Raw genomic sequence first — 23813 nt, 5'->3', positions numbered from 1 at the left:
TTTATTGAGAGGTCGAGAAAAATGGAGTTAACAAGTGCAACGATTATTACTGCCATGGTTACCCCCTTTGATGAGGAAGGGAACGTGGACTTTACCCGCTTGCCGGAATTAATTGAACACTTATTAAGCACACATACAGAAGGTCTGGTGGTGGCTGGAACAACCGGTGAATCGCCGACTTTAACCCATGACGAAGAATTTCTTTTGTTTAAAGAGGTTATTCGCTTAGTCGATAATCGGGTGCCAATTATTGTCGGTGTCGGGACCAACGACACCCGGGACACGATTAATTTTGTTAAAGAGGTTGAAGCGCTCGGCGGGATTGCCGCGGGGTTAGCTGTGGTACCTTATTACAATAAACCGAATCAAGAAGGTTTGTACCAGCATTTCAAAGCAATAGCAGAAAGCAGCAGCCTACCGATTATTTTGTATAATGTACCTGGTCGCACAGTTGCCAGCTTAGCAGTTGCGACAACTTTACGCCTAGCTGAGTTAGACAATATTGTTGCTATTAAAGAATGTGCTGGCATCGAAGCCATCACCGAATTGATTGAAAATGCACCGGCTGACTTTTTAGTCTACACCGGTGAAGACGGCTTGGCTTTTCACACAAAAGTTTTAGGCGGACACGGGGTTATCTCAGTGGCCAGTCATATTTACGGCGACCAATATTATCAAATGTATCAAGATCTTGAAGCCGGCCGCCTAGCGCAAGCGGCGGCGATGCAAAGAAAATTATTGCCGAAGATTAATGCACTGTTTTCAGTGCCTTCGCCAGCGGCAATTAAAATGGCTTTAAATTATCTGCACATTCCAGCCGGTGGCCTGCGCTTGCCGATGGTGGAATGCTCAGAAACTGAAAAAGAACAAATTTTAAAAGTTCTCGACTTATAAAACGGGCTTCAGCGCTTCTATTAGAAGGGCTGACTTTCCTATGTATGGCGAGTTACTTCAGAGAGGTGAAAAAATGAGCAACATTAAAATCATCCCTCTTGGCGGTGTCCGGGAAAATGGAAAAAACCTGTATGTCGTTGAGGTGGAGGATGAAATTTTTGTCCTTGATTGCGGACTAAAATATCCAGAAAACGAATTATTAGGAATTGATGTCGTGATTCCTGACTTTACTTATTTAGAAGAAAATGCTGACCGAGTGGCGGGAGTCTTCCTGACCCACGGCCATGCTGATGCAATCGGAGCTTTACCCTATTTTGTTTCAAAAATGAATGTACCGGTCTTCGGGACAGCCTTGACCATTGAATTGGCTAAATTATCCGTCAATGCCAATGACGAGAGCAAACAGTTCAACGAATTTCATGTAATTGATGAGCATACGGAAATTGATTTTGCCCATGCAACCGTCAGCTTCTTTAGAACGACCCATACAATTCCTGAATCTGTTGGAATTAACTTGAAGACTAAAGAAGGCAATATTGTTTACACCGGCGACTTTAAGTTTGATCAAAGCGCTGTAGCTATGTACAAAACCGATTATGGTCGCTTAGCCGAAATTGGCAAAGAAGGTGTCTTAGCGCTTTTAAGTGATTCTTCTAACGCTGAGAGCACGGTTCAAACAGCCTCTGAGCGGGAAATTGCCGACGAAGTGTTAGATACGATTCGCTATTGGGAAGGCCGCATTATTGTTGCCAGCGTTGCCAGCAACCTGCAACGGGTTCAACAAATTTTAAATGCAGCCGCTAAAGCCAATCGTAAAGTTGTCTTAACTGGCCAAGATGTCGAAAGAATCATCCGCACGGCGATGAAATTAAATCGCCTGCATTTGCCGAGTGAAGATTTATTAGTTACCTTGAAGGAAATGAAAAAATATTCGCCAGAGGAAATTCTGATTTTAGAGAGCGGCCGCATGGGTGAGCCGATTAAATCGCTACAGCGGATGGCCAATGGTGCCCATCGTTCATTGCGGATTGAAAAAGGCGATTTAGTTTACATCACAACAACGCCAACGACAGCCATGGAAACAGTCGTGGCTAAAACAGAGGACATGATTTATCGGGCAGGCGGCGTTGTCAAACAGATTTCGGAAAATTTCCGGGTCTCCGGCCATGCCAATGCCAACGATTTACAGTTGATGTTAAACTTTATGAATCCAAAATATTTCATTCCCGTCCAAGGGGAATACCGTCAGCTAGCTGCCCATGCTGATTTAGCCCATGAAGTGGGAATGGCCTATAAAGATATTTACATCACCGGCCGTGGCGATATTTTGGAATACGCCAAAGGTAAAATGGCTTATGCCGGCAGTACGACAGCAGATAATGTGATGATTGACGGTTTAGGTGTCGGTGATATCGGCAACATTGTTTTGCGGGATCGAAAAATTTTATCAGAAGACGGGATTTTTGTGGCAGTTGTAACCATCAATCGCCGAGAACAAAAAATTGTTTCGGCGCCACAGATTACCTCCCGTGGTTTTGTCTATGTCAAAACCAGCCGTGATTTGATGAAAGAATGCAGTAAGATGATCAGTGACATTGTTGAAAAGCATTTGCAAAGTAAAGATTTTGAATGGAGCAAATTAAAACAAGACATTCGTGATCAGCTGGGGCGTTATCTCTTTGAACAAACGAAGCGTCGTCCAGTGATTTTACCAGTCATCATGGAGGCAACGCAGCGTAAGCGCAGTCGCAACTAGGAAACAGGCCTGTCGGATGTCGGCGGGCTTTTCTTTTGTAAAAATTATCAGAAAGAAGGAGTGGCATGAAAACCTATCAAGATGATGCCAAAGTTCAAAAACAACGCTGGTGGATTTTAGTCTGTGTGGCGATGTTCACCTTTATGTCGACCCTCGATTCCAGTATCGTCAACATTGCGTTACCGACTATTTCAAAGGATTTAGGTGTGTTGATGAATCAAGCCGCCTGGGTGGCATCCGTTTATTTAATGGTGGTCTGCGCCTGTCTGCTGCTTTTTGGGAAAATTGGTGACAGCTGGGGCAAAATTCGGATTTTTCGGATTGGGACAATTATTTTTGTATTAGGCTCATTACTCTGCGGTTTCAATCATTCGCTATTATTTTTATTATTCGGTCGGGTGATTCAAGCGATTGGGGCCAGTATGACAATGGCCACCAACTCCGGTATTATTACTGAGATTTTTCCGTTAAAAGAACGGGGCAGAGCGCTGGGGATGATTGGCGCCTTTGTCTCACTAGGTTCGATTACTGGTCCGGGATTAGGCGGGTTGATTTTATCTCATTTAAGTTGGCCATATATTTTTTGGATTAATATTCCCGTGGGTCTTGTTACGATTTTAATCGGTGAAAAATTTTTACCAAAGGATTTAACAAAGAGCAAAGAAAAAATTGATTTTGCCGGCTTTATTATCTTTGCCATCGGCATTATCAGTTTATTCGGCGGCATTTTTATCGGCCAAGAGCTAGGCTTTACTGCTTGGCAGGTGATTGGCCTATGGGTGATTGCAGTTGCGGCTTTTATTATTTTCTATCGTCTTGAAAAACGGCAGACAACTCCGCTGATTGACTTCAAAATTTTTAACAATCGGATTTTTACAATGGGTCTCGTTACGGCAGTCTTTATTTTTGCCTCGAACTTTTTTGTCAATGTTATCATGCCTTATTACCTGCAGGATGCCCTTGGCTACAGCGCCAGCTTTGCCGGTATTTTAATGATGGTCTTTCCACTGATGATGGTGGTGGGCTCGCCGTTAAGCGGCTATTTAACTGATGTACTGGGAGCTAAAAAATTAGTGTTTTCAGGCTTAATTCTTTTGGCAGCTGCCCAATTAGGCTATATGTTTTTAGGTTTAACGACACCTTTGTGGTATTTTTGCCTTTTTACTGCCTTGATGGGCTTGGGCAATGCCCTCTTCCAATCACCGAATAACACGATGATTATGAGCAGCGTCAACAAAGAAAATTTAGGAATTGCTGGCAGTTTAAATAGCTTCGCCCGCAATTTTGGGATGGAAATCGGGATTGCTTTGTCCACGACGATTCTCTATCAAGCCATGAGTGTTGCTTATGGTCAAAAGGTGACGACTTACATCAATGGACGGCCAGAAATTTTTATTTTCGGGATGGAAATTGCTTTCTTAGGCTCGTTTATTTTATGTTTTGTAGCACTGTTAATTACTTATCTTAGAACACGCAAGGAGCGAAAAGTTAATGGCCGATAAAAATGAAGTTGAAAGTTATTTATCAGAAAATCAAATGGCCTATGAAGCCATCGTGTTTCCCACACAAGAAGTCAATGGCACAGAAGAATTGCTGGAGGCGCAACTAAATTTTCCAAAAGAAATTATTTATAAGACACTAGTCTTAAAAGGCGATAAGACTGGTGTCGTGATTGCTTTAGTACCCTTGACAAAGCGCATGGATTATAAAGCAGTTGCCAAAGCTACCGGCAATCGTAAAATCGGTTTGCCGCCGATTGAGTATGTCATTGAGCAAACCGGTTATGAGCATGGCGCTAATACACCTTTTGGCATTCGCAAGCACCATCCAGATTTTCCGATTTTGATTGATGAAAAAGTCCAAGAGTTACCAGAAATCGTTGTTTCTGCTGGTGAATTAGGCAAGGGAATTAAATTGTCGGTAAAAGATTTTATTGCGTTTATTCAACCGCAACTGACCGCCATCGTCAAAAAATAAAGAAACTGCAATTTTATTGTCAAGACTTGCTGGTCGAGCACCTTAATAGTCGTAAATTTTTTTAAGATGGCGTACAATAAAAGTATCTTAAGGAAAGCGGTGAAGAAGATGCCTAGATTTTTCAGACATAAAAAAACAGGTAAAGTTATATCAGAAGAGGAATACAAAGCGCAGCTGCTGGAAAACACCGAGGTTGATACTTTGGATAAGGCAATGACAGGAATGGATGCCTTGGATGACACCAATAATGATAACCAAGCAGACGTTTTCGAGGATTATGGCGATTACGAAGAGTATTTTGAAGAAGACAACAAATAACCAAAAGCTTGAGCTTAGTAAACGCTAAGTTTCAAGCTTTTTTGTTCTACTAGAAATCGTGAGGGAGCAATAAAATTTAACTTTGATTTTTGTATCAAAAACGCAGCATCTTTCAAAAATAATTCATTTAAACAATTTTTTTTGGTTTTTTTGCGTGAATGGCCAAAATTTTGCTTCTTTCAGTCAGCTTGATTGGAGATTGCTTGGAAAACTGTTATAATTGTTTTGATAAACTGTATTACTTTTACAGCACAGATTTTAGCTAAACGGAGGGTATTCTGATGAAAATTACTTATTTCGGACATTCAGCATTCTTAATAGAACTCACAAACAACCAAAAACTTTTAATTGATCCCTATCTTTCTGATAATCCACTGACGCGGGTAGACCCAGCAGACTTAAAAGTGGATTATATTTTATTAACCCACGGACATGGCGATCATATTGGCGACACCCGGGAAATTGCCGAAAAAAATCACGCACAAGTCATCGGCATGGTGGAGTTGGTTAATTTCTTCGGCCGCTTTGGAATTAAAGGCCACGGCTTAAACTTAGGTGGCAAATTCGAATTTCCTTTTGGCTCGGTTAAATTAGTACCGGCGCTCCATTCCTCTGCCTATGAATACGAAGGCCAGCTGCTTTATATGGGGGAAGCTGCCGGAATGATTTTAGAAATTGAAGGCAAAACAATTTATCACGCCGGCGATACTGCTGAGTTCAGCGATATGAGTTTAATCGGCGAAAATTACGACATCGATTTGGCCTTTTTGCCAATCGGCGACAATTTTACGATGGGACCTGAAGAAGCTGCTCGGGCTGCCAAACGAGTGCAGGCTAAGCAAGTGGTACCGATTCACTATAATACTTTTCCAGTGATTCAACAGGACCCAGAAGCATTTATTCAATTACTACCAAAACATGTGGGCCGGGTAGTAACCCCGGACACCAGCTTTGAATTTTAGGAGGCAGACCCATGGCAACAAAACATGATTTAATTTTAAATCACATTGAAAGCCTACCGGTGGGCGAACGAATTTCAGTTCGCCGGATTGCCAAAGACCTCTCCGTCAGTGAAGGCACGGCTTATCGGGCAATCAAAGATGCAGAAACCATCGGCTTAGTCTCGACAATTCAAAGGGTCGGTACGATTCGCATTGAACGCAAGCTGAAAAAAAATATTGAGAAGCTGACCTTCGGTGAAGTTGTCCGAATTATTGAAGGAGACGTGCTTGGCGGTAGTGAAGGACTAGACAAAAGTTTAAATAAATTTGTCATTGGCGCCATGACCGAATCTGCAATGGAACGCTACATCACGCCAGGCTCACTAATGATTGTCGGAAATCGTGAAGGCGTTCAAAAATTAGCGCTGACAGAAGGCGCCGCCGTTTTGATTACCGGTGGCTTTGAAACGACGGATGAAATTTCACAGCTTGCAGATGAACTAGCACTGCCAGTATTAAGAACCACCTATGATACGTTTACAGTGGCGACAATGATTAATCGGGCGTTAAGCGATCAGCTGATTAAAAAAGATATTATGCTGGTATCAGATATTTATGTGCCTTTAGATAAAGCCATTTACCTTCATGGCTCTGATTGTGTTAAAGAATTTCAACGGCTGTCAGAAGAGACTCGGCATTCCCGTTTTCCAGTAGTGAATCGTAATCAGCGTTTGATTGGCATTGTGACTGCTAAAGATATTATCGGCAAAAATGACCATCAATTGATTGAAAAAATTATGACTAAAGATCCCATTTATGTTAAGCGCACCATGAGCGTTGCCTCTGTCAGTCACCAAATGATTTGGGACGGCTTAGAGGTGATGCCGGTTGTCGAAGATGATTTGACTTTATCCGGAATTGTTAGTCGGCAAGATGTCATGAAGGCCATGCAAATGGTTCAACGGCAGCCGCAAATTGCGGACACTATTTCTGATCAGATTGCCGGTGAAGTTATCACGGTGGAGGATGAGCAGGAGGGCAAACAAAACGAAGATTATTCCTATCATTTTGTCGTGACACCGCAGATGGTAAACAGTGTCGGGACAATTTCCTTTGGGGTGCTCAGTGAAATTATTTCCAACGTCGCCCAGCGGACAATGGTCGCCAATCAACGGCGCAATATTTTGATTGAACAAATTAATCTCCATTACTTGCGTTTGATTCAATTGGAAAGTGATTTAGAAATTCGGCCGCGGGTCTTGGAAATTGGTCGCCGTTCGGCTAAACTAGATATTGAAGTTTTTTTAGAAAATACAATTGTCGCTAAAGCATTAGTCGTCTGTCAGGTCATGGAACGTGCTTAAGCATCTTGATTGAAGCAAGTAGATTTAAAAAGTAGCAACATTTTGTAATCCAGAACTATAGAAACTAGGAGAATTTATGAAAGATTTAGATATGCTGTCAGCAATTTTAGCTGAAATTAAAAAATATTCCCGCATCATCATTCATCGCCATCAACGACCTGATCCCGATGCAATCGGCTCGCAAGTCGGCTTGGCAGAAATCTTACGGACCTCATTTCCGGAAAAAGAAATCTATCAAGTGGGTGGTCCCGTTGAAGGCTTAGACTACTTAGCCGTGATGGATGAGGTGACGGAAAGTCAGTATCAAGGGGCTTTAGTGATTGTGACGGACACTGCCAACAGCGACCGCATCAGTGACAAGCGCTATGTTTTAGGCGACAAATTAATCAAGATTGATCATCATCCTAACGATGAACCTTATGGCGATTTATTATATGTCAACACTGGCGCCAGCAGCTGTAGTGAAATTATTGCCGATTTTGTTTTGCAATTTCCTGATGAGCTAAAATTCAGCGAAAATGCTGCCCGCTTATTATACGGCGGGATTGTTGGCGATACTGGCCGCTTTTTATATCCAGCAACGACGGCTCATACTTTAAGAACGGCAGCTGTTTTAATGGATTACGGCTTTAATGCTAACAAATTAAATCGCGAAATCGACCAAATTTCAATGTCGGTGGCCCGCTTGTCCGGTTTTGTTAACCAAAATCTGCGACTGGATGAAAATGGCGCTGGCCAAGTGATTCTGCCTTCAGAAGTTTTAGCAGAATACGGCGTGGTGGATTCAGAAACCTCCGCCATCGTTTCCGTTCCCGGAAAAATTGATCAAGTCTTAGCTTGGGGAATTTTTGTCCAACAACCAGAAGGCTATTATCGCGTGCGGCTACGTTCAAAAGGCCCTGTGATTAATGAGCTAGCTAAACGTCATCACGGCGGTGGTCATCCATTAGCCAGCGGTGCCAATGCCCACGATTTAAAAGAAGTTCAGGAAATTTATCAAGAAATTCAACGGCTCTGTCAAGAGTACCGGGAAAATAATTAAAACGCACGGAGGAAATCAATGAGCGCTTTACCCAATTGCCCCCAATGTAATTCAGAATACACTTATGAGGATCGCGGACTGTTTATCTGTCCAGAATGCGGCAACGAATGGTCTGCTGATGCAAACGCCACTGAAGAGACAGCCGGCTTAGTCGTCAAAGACAGCAACGGCAATCTCTTAGCTGATGGCGATAGTGTGACGGTCATCAAAGATTTAAAAGTCAAAGGGGCATCTGGTGCCATTAAACAAGGCACCAAAGTCAAAAATATTCGCCTAGTTGAAGGTGACCACAACATCGATTGTAAAGTCGATGGCTTTGGTCCGATGAAATTAAAATCAGAATTTGTGAAGAAAAACTAAATTTTCAAAAGCAACTTAACTATGACAAACCTAATAAAGTAAACAACTTCAAACAGTCGGCTAGATTATTGAGGAAATTTTTCTCAATAATAGATGATAGCTAGCTCTACAAACTATTTGGAACGTTTTACCTACTTAGGATTGCCATAGTTTTTTTGGCTTGTCTCGGGATAATTTTCTTGGTAAAATATTTAGTAATAAATTTACTTGATAATTTTAAAAAAATCTGGAGGTAAGCAAATGTATTTGGGGATTGACTTAGGTGGAACGGCAATCAAATTAGGTTTGTTTGATCAAGAGTTGGTTTGCATAGACAAACAGACAGCAGCCACAAACTCTTTGGCGGGTGCCGCCATCGTTTTAAAAAATTTAGTGACAGCTATAAAAAAAATCCTGCAGGATAACCAGTTGACTACCAATCAAGTGAAGAGAATTGGTTTAGGCGTACCCGGTTTATTGGATTTACAAAATGGTATTTCGCTTTTCTCTCCGAATTTTACCGATTGGGAAAATATTCCAATCATCGCAATTTTAGAAAAAGAATTTGCTATTCCAACGGTGATTGATAATGATGTTCGCATGAATCTCTTTGGCGAATGGACACTGGGGGCCGCTCAAGAGCTTAGTGATTTTGTTTTTATTACGTTGGGCACTGGCTTAGGCGCTGGAGTGGTCATCAATCATCAACTACTTTATGGGGCTACCAATAGTTTTGGCGAAATTGGTCATCTGAATATGTATCGTGAAGGCCGGCCCTGTGCCTGTGGCAGCAGTGGCTGTTTGGGTCGCTATGTTTCAGCCAGAGGAATGGTTAAGACGGCCGCTGATTATTTAGCAGAAGGTCAGCCAAGTATTTTAAGGGATTGGCTTGGAGAAGATTGGCAACAGCTGACGGCTAAAATGATTTCTAAGGGCTTTGATCAAGAAGATGCCCTTTGCCAAAAAGTTTTACAAGAAACCGGCGAAATTTTCGGCTTCGGCTTAGTCAATGTCATCAACTTATATAATCCTAAAAAAATCCTGATTGGGGGCGGCATGGCCAAGGCCGGTGAAAGATTATTGGCCCCCGCCCGCCGAGTAATCCAACAACATGCGTTAAAAATTTCTGCGGCCGCTTGTCAATTAGAATTGGCCGTATTGGGTTCAGCGGCGGGCATGATTGGTGCGGCAAGTGTCGCCGCTAAGAAATTTGCTTAGTTTGTTAAGGGGGAATCAAATAAAAAAAAACTGAGCACTGTTCACAAATATTTAATAATTCTATGGTAAAATTTGGTCAAAGAGAAGGAGGAATGTTCCTATGTACGGGATGGGACTTTTTTACGGCTTTGGTCCAGGCTTGATTTTTGTCATCATTGGGATGGTCATTTCGATGGCCGCCTCAGCCTATGTGAATAGTACCTTTAGAAAATACGACGATGTTCACAGTCGCAATAATGTGACGGGCACTCAAGCGGCCCAATATATTTTAAGCAGTCAACACATTAACAATGTGGGGGTTCAGCAAATTGCCGGCAATCTCACAGATAATTATAATTCTGGTAATAAAATGTTGAGTCTCTCGCAGGCTACTGCTCGTTCGACCTCAGTTGCGGCCATTAGTGTGGCGGCTCATGAATGTGGTCACGCTGTGCAGGATGCGACTGGCTATAGCCCCTTAAAAATTCGGGCAGCAATTGTGCCGGTTGCTAATTTTGGTTCGTCATTGTCAATGCCGCTGATTTTAATCGGTGTATTGTTCTCTTGGAACCAAACGTTGATTAATATCGGGATTTTGATGTTCTCATTGGCCTTGTTGTTCCAATTAGTGACACTGCCGGTCGAGTTTAATGCCTCCCGACGAGCTTTAGCAATTCTAGGCTCTGGCAATATTTTAACTGAAGATGAGCTGCCAATTGCCCGTAAAGTATTATTTGCGGCTGCCTTAACTTATGTGGCAGCAGCGCTAGCAACATTTTTACAATTGTTGCGCTTGATTTTAATTTTCGGTGGCAATAACCGACGTAATTAATCTATAATAGAGGCTGTGACATTAGTTAGAACAGAGCCGAACCTTATGAACAATATCTAGTAAAAGACACTGAATATTGTTGATTTGCGACGAGGACCTACTGGACCGCAGGAGCAAATATAGTCTGGTTCGGGATTTCATCTGTTGAAAAGACTAATGCCACAGCCTTTTTTTTGCCAAAAATTTTTAAAGGAGTCCATTGATGAAATTACCAAGTGGCTTTATTTCAAAATATCAAACCTTATTAGGCAGCGAAGCCGCTGACTTTTTTGAAGCTTTAACGAATGGAAGCTATCAAAAGGCTTTTCGGGAAAATCCTTTGAAACCAGCTTATCAAGAAATGGTCGCCGCCCACGGCTTTGCCAATTTTCCGAAGGCTCCTTATGCTAAGGATGCCTTTTTGGGCAAGGTCTCTGGAAAAAGTCCGCTGCATCAGGCCGGCTATGTCTATAGTCAAGAGCCAAGTGCCATGTTGGTGGCGACAGTCTTAGCTGCACAACCGGGGGAAAAGGTCTTAGATTTATGTGCGGCTCCTGGAGGAAAATCGACCCAAATTTTAAGTCAATTAAACAATCAGGGCCTCTTAGTTTCCAATGAGATTTTCACAAAACGGGCAAAAATCCTAAGTGAAAACATCGAACGCTGGGGCGGGGTCAATAGTCTGGTGACGAATCACGCACCTGCTGAATTAGTCGGAAGCTTCAGCGGATTTTTCGACAAAATTTTAGTGGATGCTCCCTGCTCAGGGGAAGGAATGTTCCGTAAAGACGACGTGGCAATGAAGGAGTGGCAGGAAAATTCTTCTGAAATTTGTGCTGCTCGCCAAAAGGAAATTCTAAGCTCAGCGTTAAAAATGCTAAAATCACAAGGGACTTTAGTCTACTCCACCTGTACCTTTGCGCCAGAGGAAAATGAAGAAATTGTCAGCTGGCTGGTTGAAAATTATCCGCTGACCATTGCTGAGATTAATTATCCTGAAACAGAACAAGGCCGTCCAGAATGGGGTAGTGTGCCCGATTTGGCCAAGACAGCCAGAATCTGGCCCCACAAAAATATCGGCGAAGGACATTTTGTCGCAAAGCTCATTTCCCAAGGGGCAAATGAAGAAACACAAACAACCAAATCAAAGAAAAAACAAAAAAATCCGCAAAAGGCTCAGGTAAAATTGACCAAAGAGGAAAGTCAATTGGTAGACAATTTTCTTGAAGCTTTTCCATTAGGAGTCGTAGGGGAACGGATTAAATTTGGGGAGCAGGTGTGGCAATTGCCTGCAGGACTTACTTTTTCACAGATTGAAAAGCTGAAATTGATTCGCCCAGGCTTGCATCTGGGCACCATTAAAAAAAATCGTTTTGAGCCAAGCTTTGCTTTAAGCATGATAGCGCCAGCTACTTGGCCAGCAGTTTCTATCACCGAAGAAGACTGGCAGCATTATGTTGCCGGTGAAACTTTTTCGCTTGCCGGCAATCAAGGTTGGGTGATTTTAAGCTATGACAAGATGCCAATCGGATTTGGCAAACAAGTTCAGGGAGTCATTAAAAACTTTTATCCCAAAGGCTTACGGTTTAAAGTTTAGCAGGGCTTTCGATACCTTATTTTTCATGAGTGTGCTATCATTATAAGTAAGAGAAAGGGGATTAGCCAATGAAAACAACTACAAAAGTAGCAATCGGTTTTAGTATCGCAGCCGTTGCGGGCATCACGGCAACTGTGATTGCTTCAGGAAAAATTATCGAAAAGGTACATTATGCAACCAATCGTTGCAAAGCTAGAAAATTTGTGGAAAACAAATTTGGCGGCAACCAAAAAATTATGGATTTAGTTGACCGTTTGTCAGATGAAGACTTAGAATCAATTATTACCGTTTCCGGAAAAATTAAGAATGGTAAACAAAAAGTTAAAATCTACGGACAAAATTTCAAAGGTTCCCAAAAGGATTTAAAAAACAAACTTTCTAGTTATTTAAGCGCAGCTTTTGAAGGATAAACAAAAAAACTGTGGTAACAGCTGCAACAGACTCTTTCTGTTGACTGGCTGATACCACAGTTCTTTTTTACATTATAATAGAAATTCAGCAATACCATAGGCAATAGCCGAGCCGGCAATTAAGGCAATCACAAAAGATAGCAACCAACGATACTTGATCCGTTTTTTATTTAAATAATAAATGCTGATACAAAACGGCACTAAAAAACTAATGCCAATTACCAATATATTCAACAACCCTAGATTCATTTGAACAACCTCCTTTTTAATAAGTATAACAGAAGTTTTTTATCCTTCACGGGACTAAAGTCTGAAAAGCGTCTCCGTCTGACAACCGAAATCCAAATCAAAAATATCAATTAGGACAGAAATTATCTTGCTTTTACGAATTGAAGCAGGAGAAATCTCATGCTAAAATAGCAGCGGAGGAAGACCATGACTGACTTAACACAAACTGAAAAAGAATTTTATATGGGTTTGGCTTTGGCGGAGGCGCAAAAGGCCGAAGCTTTAGCAGAAGTTCCCATTGGTGCAATCGTAGTTTTAGATGGCGAAATCATCGGCCGGGGTCATAATCTTAGAGAGCACACGCAGGATGCCACAACTCATGCAGAAATGTTTGCTATCAAATCAGCCTGTCACACAATTGACAACTGGCGCTTAGAAAACGCACAGCTTTTTGTTACATTAGAGCCATGTGCTATGTGTAGCGGAGCCATGGTTTTATCAAGGGTAGCCGAAGTTTATTTCGGAGCCGCCGATCCTAAAGGCGGCACCGCTGGAACGCTGATGAATTTATTAACAGAGGAGCACTTTAATCATAGTGCTTATGTTGAAGGTGGGATTTTGGCGGAAGAATGCGGAGCAATTTTGACTAATTTTTTTAGAAAGCTGCGGGAACAAAAGAAAGCTGCGAAAAAAATTGCCAAACTCGAAGAAATTTCTGAGAAAGACTAGCATTCAATAACAAAATAAGTTATACTAGTTTTTGCCGCAAGGCAGGACAATGGCGGGTTTGTGAATTGTGTCAGATCTGGAAGGAAGCAGCACTAAGTGAATGCCGCCATGTGTCTTTAATAGTTGTTGATACCAAAGACTTTCGGGTCTTTTTCTTTTTGGTCAAAATTAATTGGCAAACTTTTTTGAATAAAAAATCTACACTGTCACTGGCAGATAAAAAGCTGTGGAAACTCTTCATCAAAAAGAGTTTCCACAGCTTATTTTTATTTTAAAACGCGGCACCTTCTAAAGCTAGCAGCTGCCGTTTCAGTTCCACGCCGCTAGTTCCCATATAACCGGTCAGTTGACCGTTTTTCCCGATTACCCGGTGACAAGGGATGATGATGGCAATCGGATTATGGCGATTAGCCTGACCGATTGCCCTGACAGCTTTCGGATTGTCAATCGCTTGGGCTACCGCTTGATAACTGCGGGTGTCGCCAAAAGGAATTTGCTGTAATGCTTGCCAGACTTGTCGTTGAAAAGCGGTGCCGACTTTAATCGAAAGAGGCACAGTAAAGTTTTGGCGCTGACCAGCAAAATATTCAGCTAATTCCTTTTTTGCTTGTGCTAGATGAGGATTATTTTTTTCAGCGGAGTCTTCCGGCAGCGGTGTAAACGTTCCTCGAGTCAGACCTGTGTCATCTGCCTGCAGCCAGAAAGGGCCGATGGGGGTCATTATTTTCATGGTACAGCCTCCTAGTAAACGGATTTGTCAGACCTATGTTACTATAAACTAGACTAAATGAAAACTAGGTGATTCCATGGAAAAAATTTTAATCTTACATACCAATGATTTGCACTCTCATTTTGAAAACTGGCCGAAGATTCGCCGCTTTTTACAACAGCGGCGCTTTGAAGCAAAAAGTAAAGGTCAGACTGTAATCACCGTTGATTTAGGGGACTTTGTTGACCGCTGGCATCCACTGTCAGAGGCCACCAATGGGCAGGCGAATGTTGAACTGATGAACACGATTGGTTATGATGCAGCCACTATCGGCAACAATGAAGGCGTCGGCAATTCTAAAACTGATTTAAATCATCTTTATGACCATGCTAATTTTGATGTTCTATTAGATAATTTGTTTGATAAAACGTCTTTGCAGATGCCAGACTGGGCGCGGGCCTCAAAAATAATTACGACTGACAAGGGAACCAAAATCGGTTTAATTGCCATGACGGCTCCGTTTCCTTTGACTTACACACCGAACGGGTGGGATATTCGCCAGCCTAACGATCTCTTGCCGGGCTTATTAGCTGAGCTGCGCAGTCAAGTGGATGTGCTCGTGCTGATGAGCCATTTAGGCATTGGCTCAGATCGCGAAATCGCCCGCAAGTTTCCAGAAATTGATGTGATTCTTGGTTCCCATACCCATCATTTATTTATTCAAGGGGAGAAAATCGGTCAGGTGCAACTAGCGGCTGCTGAAAAATTTGGCCATTATGTTGGGGAAGTCAAAATTGAATTAGCTGACAACAAGCAGATTGTGAAAACTTCTGCTCGGGCCTTGCCAACTAGCGAAATGTTAGAACTGTCAGAAGACGAAGAGGAAATCAGTGACTATCTAACAGAAGGCCACAACCTGTTAAAAGCCCGCAAAGTTGCCGACTTGCCTTATCCATTAGCGGTGGATGTTGATAGCGAGCATCCGTTAGTTTTAGCTACTTTGGCCGCCGTCAAAAAACGGGGCCACACACAAGTCAGTATCTTAAACAGCGGCTTGTTTTTGGAAGATATTCCCGCAGGTATTGTCAATCAAGACCAGTTGCAACGAACCTTGCCGCATCCGATGCATTTAATCAATGTGACGTTAACGGGAAAAAATTTGATTCGTTTGGTGCAGGAGATGGAAAAAAATCGCAATTTTCTACGGAATTTTCCAATTGTCGGCATGGGCTTTCGCGGCAAAATTTTCGGCAATATAATTTATAGCGGCATTGACTATGATCGCATCAATCATCAAGTCCACTGGCTAGGGGAGATGATTGACCCTGAGGGAAGCTATACTTTTACCACGGTAGACCATTATCTGTTTGTGCCATTTTTCCCGACGATTGAAATTGCCGGTCAGGTTGAGTTTCTCTTTCCAGAATTTATCCGCAGTGTTCTGGCGGAATACCTCAGCCAAAAATTCCCGCTAAAATCCGAGGAATCTTGAGGCAGTCTTTGTCCTGAGGCAAAACTATGATAAAATAAATGCAGTTTGAAGAATGATGGTGGTGAGTTTATGACAACCGAAACAGAAAAAAATAAAAATCAACACAAAAAGCAGCCAGCTGCTGAAGTAAAAGATGATTTAACGGCGGAATTGGCCGCTGTCTTAGAAGATATTGCCGAAGAAAGCGAACCGACTGAAAAGAAAAAAGGCGAAACCGTTCAAGTCTTAGAAAACGATCAGCTATTAATCGGCGATCGCCAATATAAATTGGCGACGAATTATCGTGACGGCTTTGATGCAGAAAAACTCGGTGAGCGTTTCAGTGATGTTTTGTCTCGCTATGATTATATCGTTGGGGATTGGGGCTATGAGCAGCTGCGCCTCAAAGGCTTTTTTGCCAATGACAATCGGCGGGCTTTTCCGGACCAAAGGATTGAAAGTTTACAGGATTATCTGTATGAATACTGCAACTTTGGCTGTGCTTATTTTGTCATTGAGCGTGTCGGCGGCAAGCGGGAACGCAAGCAAAATCGCCGTCGTCGCAGCAACAACAGCAAGAAGAATGCAGCAACAGCTCATACAGAAGAAAAAAAAGCTCCTGTGCAATCTGTGAAAAAGACGAAGCCAACAATTAAAAATCGTAAGACAGAACCCAAAAAACAATCGAACCCTGCAGGAAAAAACACCACTGAGGCAGCTCATGGTGAAAAATCAGGCTTTGTGATTAGAAAGCGGGAAGATTAAATGGACTATCAAGGGTACTTGATTGATTTAGACGGGACGGTCTATTTAGGTAAGCAGCCGATTCCAGCGGCCAAGCGCTTCGTTGAAAAGCTTCAAGCTGCTAAGATTCCCTTTCTATTTGTCACCAATAATACGACCAAAACACCAACAGATGTTGCCAATCGTTTAAAAAATGAGTTTGCGATTGAAGTGCCAGCTAGCACAGTCTACACGGCCAGTTTAGCAACCGTTGACTTTATGAAAACTGACAATAAAGGCAAGCGGGTCTATGTCATTGGTGAAGGCGGCCTAAAAACCGCAATTGCTGAAGCCGGATTTATCGAAGACAAGACAAATCCTGATTATGTTGTGGTTGGCTTGGACAGTCAGGTGACCTATGAAAAATTTGTAGAAGCGACGTTTGCGATTCAAAAAGGGGCGACGTTTATCGGCACCAATCCCGATAAAAATTTGCCAAATGAACGGGGCTTAGTACCTGGGGCTGGTTCAATCATTGCCTTGGTGGAAACAGCTACTCAAACCAAACCGGTGATGATAGGCAAACCCAATGCCATCATCATTGAAAAAGCGGTTGAAATTTTAGGCCTGCATAAGGAAGCTGTTTTGATGGTTGGGGATAACTACGAAACAGATATTCAAGCAGGGATTGCTAACAGGATTGATACCTTGTTAGTCACTACTGGATTCACACCGGCAACAGCTGTACCAAGCCTGCCTGAGGCACCGACACATGTAGTGGCAAGTCTAGATGAATGGGAATTTAACTAAATGAAGATTAAACGGTTTATGCAATGGCTGACGCTGTTTCTATTTATTATCAGCTTTTCCGTGTTTGTGGCGATTAATTTTCGGCCGTTATACGTCTTTGATATCGGGTATTTAAATATTTTAGATTATACCGATGTCTCTCGAGATGTTTTGCTTCACAATTTTGACCAGCTAATGGCCTTTTTAAATAATCCCTTCAATACGACTTTAGCGCTGCCGGATTTTCCGATGTCGGCTAGCGGTGCTCAACATTTTTACGATGTCAAAAAATTATTTTTACTTGATTACGCTGTGTTAATCATAACGGCTATTCCAGCCATTTGGTTTATCGTCAGTCTGGTTAAACAAAAGGCACTTTGGAAACTGATTCGGCCGTTCCAAGTTGCCTTAGTAGTTCCTGTGATTTTCGGCTTTTTAATGGCAGTCGGCTTTGATACTTTCTTTGTCAGATTCCACGAATTATTTTTTGCAAATGACGACTGGCTGTTTAATCCAGTCACTGATCCGATAATTAATGTCTTGCCAGAGGCCTTCTTTATGCACTGCTTTATTTTATTTTTTGTTTTAATCGAATTCATTTTCCTCAGCGGAGTAATCGCAGGTCGCCTGCAGTTAAGACGCAGTTATAGCAGATGAAAAAGTTGTTGAGATTACTGCAACAACAGTGGAGATAAAGAAAAAATCCGCAAGAAACACAGATTCCTTAAATTCCCGCTTATTTGCGGGTTGCTGTTTTCAGCAGAAGGGTAATCTGAGTTCTTGCGGATTTTTTATTTTGCAGGAAACTTATTGCGTGATTTGGCTCTTATCAGGATTATCATGAGCTAAACGACTGGCAGCAGAAGCCGCAATTGCGCCAACAATGTCATCGAGAAAAGTATTGACGCTTGGACCTTCGTGATCGTTTAATTTCTTCAAAATGCCCGGTTTAACTTTGTCGATATAACCATAATTGGTAAAGCCAATCGAGCCATAAACGTTAACAATTCCTAAAGCAATAATTTCATCGACACCGTAAAGCCCTTCATCTTCTTCGACAATTTGCTGTAACGGATAGAGCATTTGTTTTTCCTCAGCTAAAATATCTAATTGAATCCCGGTGATAATCGCATTTTGAACTTCTCGTTTGGTTAAAACACCTTCGACATTTTCAATGCAGGTTTCAATTTGTAGCCCCATAATATATGGTTCTTGTAAAAACATAACCAATTCGGCGATGTCTCTAATTGTTACGCCCCGTTCAATTAATAACTGGCGGGCGACTTCTTCTAATGTTTCACCTTTAATTACCATCTGCGTCACTCCTAATCGTTTGAATGCTAAAACTGGATAGTTTAATCTTTACCCCTTCAATGTTATACTATTTTCGTTAAAATGCAATGAAAGACCCTGTTAGTTAATGGAAAGGGGAGCGCTATGGATCCTTTATTAGAATTTTGCGAACAAAATTTATCCGCTGGCAGTCAATTGGTGATTGACGATGCCTTTGTCAGCGAAAACTGCGATATTATGACTTATTCTTGTATGAGCGAATGCACCTTGTGCGGGATGAAGCCTTTTGCTTTTTTCGAAGGAGAGCGGATTGCGGCTAATACTCCGGAAGAATTACTAGTGAGTGTCACGGCGGCTATTAAAGAATGGCAAGCAGAATACGGCATGTAAAAAATCCCTAACTAATGGCGGTTGCTTAAAAAGATGCGCCAAAAGTTAAGGATTTCATTTTTTCTCTGCTATTTCTCAGCAAACAGACTAGTGCTGTGCATCGGCTGTGTCCGATTTTTGGGATTGATATAATGCAGGGCATTGTTGACTGCTGTGGGAGCTTCCCCAAGGCCAGTCGCAATTAATTTAACTTTCCCTTGGTATTGAGTGATATCGCCCGCAGCGTAAACCCCAGGAATATTAGTCGACATGTCGCTGTTGACTAAAATCGAATTGCGTTGGGTTTCTAGTCCCCAATTTTTTAAATGCTCCAAAGAGGAAGAAAAGCCATAGTTGACAATCAGATGATCAATCGGTACTTGCAAAACATCGTCAGCTTTGACTTTTTGCAGGTCAATAGCGGTCAACTCACCCTCTTGAGCCTGCAAGCTTTCAATCACATAGGGAGTCAAAATATTGATACTCGATTTTTCTAAGAGGTTAACACTGTGTTCATGGCCACGAAATTCCGGACGGCGATGAATTAAGTGAACCTCTGCAGCAATCGGCTCCAGCATCAAAGCCCAATCGATTGCAGAATCGCCACCACCAGCAATGGCCACTCGTTGACCGGCATATTTTTGCAAATCATTGACATAATAATCCAAGCCGTGATTTTCTAAGTCATCTGCCAGTGGCAAGTTTAATCGCCGGGGCTGAAAAGAGCCATTACCCAACGCTAAAATTACTGACTTTGAAAAATGCAGCCCTTGATTCGTCACAATTTCAACAAAATCTTCATGAGCAATCAAATCAACAACTTCCTCTTCTAAAACAAAGTCGTGATTAAATTTTTCCAACTGCTGATCGAGATTTTCAATCAGCTCAATGGCTTTTATCGTAGCAAAACCAGGTGCATCGTAAATTAATTTTTCTGGGTACAAGGTTGCCAGTTGACCACCGATTTGCGGTAGGCTATCAATAATTTTTGTTTTGGCGCCCCGCATTCCGGCATAAAAAGCTGCAAACAGCCCAATCGGTCCAGCGCCGATAATAGTGATGTCATACACATCTGTCATGTTTTTTCCTCCTTGAAGCTAAATCTACCTATTAATCTAGCAAATGTTGCTTTCTTACTTTATATTGAAAGTCGTCTTTGACTAAGACTTCTGTTGGCATTCTATCAAAAATAATTATTTCTATAAAAAAATTTGCTTGAAATAGCAATTTTTCATAAAGTCCAAGGGTCTCCTATGGTTTTTTTTTTGAAAATCGGCTATGATATTTTAGTAATTATGCGGCAGCCAGCTCGTTTTTTAACGGAGGAGGTCAGCGAATCAAAGGAGGAGATTTACGTGGCATTTCCACAATTAGATTTAGCCAACGCAACAGGTCCAAAAGCGACCATCAAAACCAACCGCGGAGATATTAAAGTACAATTATTTCCAGATTTAGCACCAAAGACAGTTGATAACTTTGTTCAACTTGCAAAAAAAGGCTATTATGACGGAATTATTTTTCACCGAGTAATCCCTGATTTCATGATTCAAGGAGGCGACCCAACCGGAACTGGTATGGGGGGCGAAAGCATCTATGGTGACAAATTCGAAGATGAATTTTCAATGGAAGCCTTCAATTTAAGAGGTGCACTATCCATGGCTAACGCTGGCCCCAATACTAATGGCAGCCAATTTTTCATCGTAAACAATGAAAATGTTCCAGCGAATATGCTTGGTCAACTTGAAGGTGCTGGGTTCCCAGCAGAAATTATCGAAGCTTATAAAGGTGGCGGTACTCCTTGGCTTGACCAACGCCATACTGTTTTCGGTCATGTGATTGAGGGCATGGATGTTGTCGATGAAATTGCCAATGCTCAAAGAGGACCACAGGATCGACCAGTGCACGACATTACGATTGATACAATCGAAATTTCTGAATAATAACTGCTGAACTAAAAAATGTTCCCACTGATGAATGATATCAGCGGGAACATTTTTTATTTATAGTGAATCAAAAGCTGTTTTAATTCTAGTTAAGCCTTCTTGAATTGTTGCTTTGGGGGCAGCTAAATTCATGCGCATGTGCCCTGTCCCCTTTGGCCCAAAACTAATGCCAGTATTTAACACGACTTTTGCCTGATGAACGAAAAAGTCTTCTAGCTCTTTGTCACTCATACCATACGCTGAAAAGTCCAACCACAATAAGTAAGTCCCTTGTGGTGTCATCACGTTAACTTGCGGCAGATGCTCATGGAAGTAATCTGTTACAAAGCGGACATTTTCAGCTAAGTAATCAAGTAATTCCGCCAACCATTCAGCGCCTCCTCGATAAGCAGCTTCAGTTCCGATTAGGCCAAAAGTATTAATCTCATTGTCATGATTTTTTTGCTGAACGGCTACAAATTTCTGTTTTAATTCTGGGTCTTTAATGAAAACCATCGAATTTTTAATGCCGGCTAAATTAAAAGTTTTTGTAGCAGCGGTTAAGACAATTGAAAACTTGCCAGCTGCATCATAAGCATTTTGAAAGCTCGTAAACTGATTTGGCTCAAAAATTAAATCCTGATGTATTTCATCGCTGATTAAAATCACTCCGTATTTTTCACACAGCTCACCCATTTGTTTCAATTCTTCTGCATTCCAGACCCGTCCACCAGGATTATGAGGATTACACAAAATAAATAATTTCACCTGATGTTCTTGAATGGCCTGCTCCATTGCTGCAAAGTCAATAACAAAACAGCCATTTTCTTCCTTTAAAGGGTTGCGTACTAATTTGCGCTTATTCTCCTTAACGACTGCAGAAAATGGAAAGTAAACCGGATCATGAATTAAAACCGCATCGCCCTCTTCAGTGTAGGCTTGCACAGCTGCCGCAATACTCGGCACCACGCCGACTGAAAATAAGATATCTTCCTTTGGTACAGTAAAATCATGCTGTATTTGCTGCCAATCAATAATCGCTTGATATAAAGAATCTGATGGCTCACTATAACCTAAAACCCCTGTATCTAAAAACTTGCGAAAGGCGTCCGTCACAAAAGACGGACTAAAAAAATCCATATCTGCTACCCACAAAGGCAATAAGTCTTCCTCCTGATAAGTTGCTGCGATGCGGTCCCATTTCACTGAATTGGTCTGTTTACGATTGATTACTTGATTAAAATCGGTCATTGCGGTCGTCCTTTCCCTTGTCGATGTGACAAAACTTCATTTTTTTACATAAATACAGTATAATGAATTCTTGGAAAAGAGGGAAGTAAATGAGTTATAAAATTGGCAGCATTCATTTTGGTACTATTTCAGGAATTCAGCCTTATGGTGCATTTGTTTCATTAGATCATGATACACAAGGACTAATTCACGTCTCTGAGATTCAAGCGGGCTATACAAAAAATATCAGCGATGTTTTAAAAGTCGGCGATCAAGTTCGCATACAAGTCATTGACATTGACGAATATTCGCAAAAAATCAGCCTGTCTTTGCGCACCCTCAGTGGACAATTTCCACCCAATTATTCGAAACGAAAAAAATATTTTACCAATCGCAATAAAAAAATCGGCTTTGCTTCATTAGAGAAAGCTTTGCCTGAATGGATTGAAGAAGACTTAGATTATTTAGCTGAACGGAAGCAGTAAATCTTCACTTGAAAACTTAATGTTTTTTTTCAGAAATTGTGGTAGTATCTAAGTATTCTAGCAATAGGAGTGGATACATTGAAAAATAAACGCGTTGCAGGGACTATTATGTTGCATTTGCAAGATGGCACGAAAAAGTTTTTGATGCACGAGAACGATGATCGTATGGGTTTCGCAATTACCACTTTCGCTGATGAAGCTACTGGACTTTCTAGTATTCTTAGATTTTTAAAAGAAACTGTCCACGTTAATGTAAGTGATATTCAACTTGTTGAATTAACCAATACCAATATCAATCATGAAAACATTCCGTTATTTCTATTTGAAATTGAAGAAAAGAACATGCAGGAATCATTGGCAGCTGATTACATTTGGGAACGGCCAGAAAAATTGAGAACAGTCTTAGGCAGTGTAGCCTTTGAAGGGGTTCCTTTCTTTTAGAAAAATATTTATTATATGGCTACTTACATAAGAAGCAAACTACTGAACAGGTGGTTTGCTTTTTTTATTTAGCAAGATATTTTACTGAAATAAGTGATGACATATCGTTTCATCCTGATTAAGTCGCAATCAAATATAAAATTTCAAAAATAATTGCAAGTTAAAAAAAAAGTTTTCACGAATGATATAAGCAAGAAGAGAATAGACGTGAATAAATTTCTATAATAATCGAACTAAATAATTTCAAAATTATAAGTATTTAACTAAAACACGAACTATTTCTGAATCTTGAGAATATGGAAACTTTTTTCCGGATTGAATTGCTAATTTTCTTATTGACGCAATAGGATTTCCATGATAAATTATTAAATGTTCTCAGCGAGAAAGCTTTTGAACTCTAGGAGATTTCGATTTTTATATAAATGACTTTTAAAAAAAGTTGTTGACAATCGGCTGCAAAGCTGATAAGATATAAAAGTTGCTGAAACAACAAATTCACTTCTTTTTAAGAGGCTGAATCGCAACACGTAGACCTTTGAAAACTGAACAAAGCAAACGAACCAATGTGTAGGGCGTCCTTGATAGTCAAGGACAAAATAAACATTGCAAGCAAAAGCTAGCAAACAATTAATGAGCTAACAGTCGCAAGACTGTGCAAACACTTTTATTATGAGAGTTTGATCCTGGCTCAGGACGAACGCTGGCGGCGTGCCTAATACATGCAAGTCGAACGCTTTTTCTTTCACCGGAGCTTGCTCCACCGAAAGAAAAGGAGTGG

General features: G+C 41.3%; 27 protein-coding genes, 1 rRNA gene and 1 other RNA gene. 24 read left to right on the top strand and 5 right to left on the bottom strand.

The window, feature by feature from the left end; genetic code table 11:
• The first annotated feature begins 21 nt into the window (after positions 1-21).
• From dapA to ORH16_RS16605, 13 genes are all read left to right on the top strand, one after another.
• Entirely contained in the window at positions 22-894 is an 873-nt protein-coding gene (gene dapA, locus ORH16_RS16665) for a 4-hydroxy-tetrahydrodipicolinate synthase (protein ID WP_265460019.1), read from the top strand.
• A gap of 73 nt (positions 895-967) precedes the next feature.
• The gene (locus ORH16_RS16660) at positions 968-2650 is read left to right on the top strand and encodes a ribonuclease J (protein WP_265460018.1); all 1683 of its coding nucleotides are present in this window, start codon (positions 968-970) and stop codon (positions 2648-2650) included.
• Positions 2651-2715: 65 nt separating this feature from the next.
• On the top strand, positions 2716-4152 hold the full coding sequence (locus tag ORH16_RS16655) for an MFS transporter (protein ID WP_265460017.1): 1437 nt from the start codon (positions 2716-2718) through the stop codon (positions 4150-4152).
• On the top strand, positions 4142-4627 hold the full coding sequence (locus ORH16_RS16650) for a YbaK/EbsC family protein (RefSeq protein ID WP_265460016.1): 486 nt from the start codon (positions 4142-4144) through the stop codon (positions 4625-4627). Before ORH16_RS16655 ends, ORH16_RS16650 begins: the two co-directional genes overlap by 11 nt.
• Positions 4628-4735: 108 nt before the next feature.
• Positions 4736-4945, top strand: coding sequence for a hypothetical protein (locus ORH16_RS16645; RefSeq protein ID WP_265460015.1), 210 nt, complete (start codon positions 4736-4738; stop codon positions 4943-4945).
• 281 nt (positions 4946-5226) lie between these two features.
• Positions 5227-5907: a metal-dependent hydrolase gene (locus ORH16_RS16640; protein ID WP_265460014.1), complete on the top strand. Its 681-nt coding sequence runs from the start codon at positions 5227-5229 to the stop codon at positions 5905-5907.
• Positions 5908-5918: 11 nt separating this feature from the next.
• Positions 5919-7250: a DRTGG domain-containing protein gene (locus ORH16_RS16635; RefSeq protein ID WP_265460013.1), complete on the top strand. Its 1332-nt coding sequence runs from the start codon at positions 5919-5921 to the stop codon at positions 7248-7250.
• A gap of 76 nt (positions 7251-7326) precedes the next feature.
• Positions 7327-8292, top strand: coding sequence for a DHH family phosphoesterase (locus ORH16_RS16630; protein WP_265460011.1), 966 nt, complete (start codon positions 7327-7329; stop codon positions 8290-8292).
• A gap of 18 nt (positions 8293-8310) precedes the next feature.
• Positions 8311-8652, top strand: a complete 342-nt coding sequence (locus ORH16_RS16625) for a zinc ribbon domain-containing protein YjdM (protein WP_265460010.1) — start codon at positions 8311-8313, stop codon at positions 8650-8652.
• Positions 8653-8892: 240 nt separating this feature from the next.
• Positions 8893-9849, top strand: coding sequence for an ROK family protein (locus ORH16_RS16620; RefSeq protein WP_265460008.1), 957 nt, complete (start codon positions 8893-8895; stop codon positions 9847-9849).
• A 100-nt stretch (positions 9850-9949) separates the two neighbouring features.
• The gene (locus tag ORH16_RS16615) at positions 9950-10660 is read left to right on the top strand and encodes a zinc metallopeptidase (protein ID WP_265460007.1); all 711 of its coding nucleotides are present in this window, start codon (positions 9950-9952) and stop codon (positions 10658-10660) included.
• Positions 10661-10862: 202 nt separating this feature from the next.
• On the top strand, positions 10863-12236 hold the full coding sequence (locus ORH16_RS16610) for an RsmF rRNA methyltransferase first C-terminal domain-containing protein (protein WP_265460006.1): 1374 nt from the start codon (positions 10863-10865) through the stop codon (positions 12234-12236).
• 68 nt (positions 12237-12304) lie between these two features.
• A complete protein-coding gene (locus tag ORH16_RS16605) occupies positions 12305-12646 on the top strand; it encodes a hypothetical protein (RefSeq protein ID WP_265460005.1) in 342 nt (113 codons plus the stop codon).
• Positions 12647-12718: 72 nt separating this feature from the next.
• On the opposite strand, the gene ORH16_RS16600 is transcribed toward ORH16_RS16605, so the two are convergent.
• Positions 12719-12895 (bottom strand): hypothetical protein, encoded by a 177-nt coding sequence (locus tag ORH16_RS16600; RefSeq protein WP_265460004.1) that lies wholly within the window; start codon positions 12893-12895, stop codon positions 12719-12721.
• A 186-nt stretch (positions 12896-13081) separates the two neighbouring features.
• Between ORH16_RS16600 and tadA the strand changes: the two genes are divergently transcribed.
• Together tadA and ffs are read left to right on the top strand one after the other, a co-directional pair.
• Positions 13082-13603 (top strand): tRNA adenosine(34) deaminase TadA, encoded by a 522-nt coding sequence (tadA, locus tag ORH16_RS16595; protein WP_265460003.1) that lies wholly within the window; start codon positions 13082-13084, stop codon positions 13601-13603.
• A 40-nt stretch (positions 13604-13643) separates the two neighbouring features.
• Positions 13644-13726, top strand: an RNA gene (ffs, locus tag ORH16_RS16590) — signal recognition particle sRNA small type.
• A gap of 148 nt (positions 13727-13874) precedes the next feature.
• Here ffs and ORH16_RS16585 read toward each other — a convergent pair.
• A complete protein-coding gene (locus ORH16_RS16585) occupies positions 13875-14333 on the bottom strand; it encodes a methylated-DNA--[protein]-cysteine S-methyltransferase (protein WP_265460002.1) in 459 nt (152 codons plus the stop codon).
• Positions 14334-14409: 76 nt separating this feature from the next.
• Between ORH16_RS16585 and ORH16_RS16580 the strand changes: the two genes are divergently transcribed.
• The 4 genes from ORH16_RS16580 to ORH16_RS16565 all read left to right on the top strand — a co-directional run bounded on the left by ORH16_RS16580 (position 14410) and on the right by ORH16_RS16565 (position 17952).
• Positions 14410-15804: a bifunctional metallophosphatase/5'-nucleotidase gene (locus tag ORH16_RS16580; RefSeq protein ID WP_265460001.1), complete on the top strand. Its 1395-nt coding sequence runs from the start codon at positions 14410-14412 to the stop codon at positions 15802-15804.
• Positions 15805-15873: 69 nt separating this feature from the next.
• A complete protein-coding gene (locus ORH16_RS16575; protein ID WP_265460000.1) occupies positions 15874-16548 on the top strand; it encodes a YutD family protein in 675 nt (224 codons plus the stop codon).
• Positions 16549-17316 carry a TIGR01457 family HAD-type hydrolase gene (locus tag ORH16_RS16570; RefSeq protein ID WP_265459999.1) on the top strand — a complete coding sequence of 256 codons (768 nt, stop codon included), beginning with the start codon at positions 16549-16551 and terminating at the stop codon, positions 17314-17316. It begins immediately after the preceding gene.
• The gene (locus tag ORH16_RS16565) at positions 17317-17952 is read left to right on the top strand and encodes a TIGR01906 family membrane protein (protein ID WP_265459998.1); all 636 of its coding nucleotides are present in this window, start codon (positions 17317-17319) and stop codon (positions 17950-17952) included. It abuts the gene before it with no gap.
• 150 nt (positions 17953-18102) lie between these two features.
• On the opposite strand, the gene ORH16_RS16560 is transcribed toward ORH16_RS16565, so the two are convergent.
• Positions 18103-18609: a phosphatidylglycerophosphatase A gene (locus ORH16_RS16560; protein ID WP_265459997.1), complete on the bottom strand. Its 507-nt coding sequence runs from the start codon at positions 18607-18609 to the stop codon at positions 18103-18105.
• A 123-nt stretch (positions 18610-18732) separates the two neighbouring features.
• On the opposite strand from ORH16_RS16560, the gene ORH16_RS16555 reads away from it, so the two are divergent.
• Positions 18733-18978: a DUF1450 domain-containing protein gene (locus ORH16_RS16555; protein ID WP_265459996.1), complete on the top strand. Its 246-nt coding sequence runs from the start codon at positions 18733-18735 to the stop codon at positions 18976-18978.
• A gap of 68 nt (positions 18979-19046) precedes the next feature.
• On the opposite strand, the gene ORH16_RS16550 is transcribed toward ORH16_RS16555, so the two are convergent.
• Positions 19047-20036, bottom strand: a complete 990-nt coding sequence (locus ORH16_RS16550) for an NAD(P)/FAD-dependent oxidoreductase (protein WP_265459995.1) — start codon at positions 20034-20036, stop codon at positions 19047-19049.
• A gap of 276 nt (positions 20037-20312) precedes the next feature.
• Here ORH16_RS16550 and ORH16_RS16545 point away from each other — a divergent pair, with 276 nt between their 5' ends.
• On the top strand, positions 20313-20897 hold the full coding sequence (locus ORH16_RS16545) for a peptidylprolyl isomerase (protein WP_265460112.1): 585 nt from the start codon (positions 20313-20315) through the stop codon (positions 20895-20897).
• 60 nt (positions 20898-20957) lie between these two features.
• Here the strand turns inward: ORH16_RS16545 and ORH16_RS16540 are convergent, their stop codons facing one another.
• Entirely contained in the window at positions 20958-22130 is a 1173-nt protein-coding gene (locus ORH16_RS16540) for a MalY/PatB family protein (protein ID WP_265459994.1), read from the bottom strand.
• A gap of 89 nt (positions 22131-22219) precedes the next feature.
• Here ORH16_RS16540 and ORH16_RS16535 point away from each other — a divergent pair, with 89 nt between their 5' ends.
• From ORH16_RS16535 to ORH16_RS16525, 3 genes are all read left to right on the top strand, one after another.
• Positions 22220-22594, top strand: a complete 375-nt coding sequence (locus tag ORH16_RS16535) for a CvfD/Ygs/GSP13 family RNA-binding post-transcriptional regulator (RefSeq protein WP_265459993.1) — start codon at positions 22220-22222, stop codon at positions 22592-22594.
• A gap of 78 nt (positions 22595-22672) precedes the next feature.
• Positions 22673-23035, top strand: a complete 363-nt coding sequence (locus tag ORH16_RS16530) for a hypothetical protein (protein WP_265459992.1) — start codon at positions 22673-22675, stop codon at positions 23033-23035.
• A 665-nt stretch (positions 23036-23700) separates the two neighbouring features.
• Positions 23701-23813, top strand: a 16S ribosomal RNA gene (locus ORH16_RS16525); the annotation flags it as partial.

The organism is Enterococcus sp. HY326 (assembly GCF_026157065.1).
GTDB lineage: Bacteria > Bacillota > Bacilli > Lactobacillales > Enterococcaceae > HY326.
Note: the sequence above shows the minus strand (reverse complement) of the source record. Positions and strands in the feature narration are given on the sequence as shown.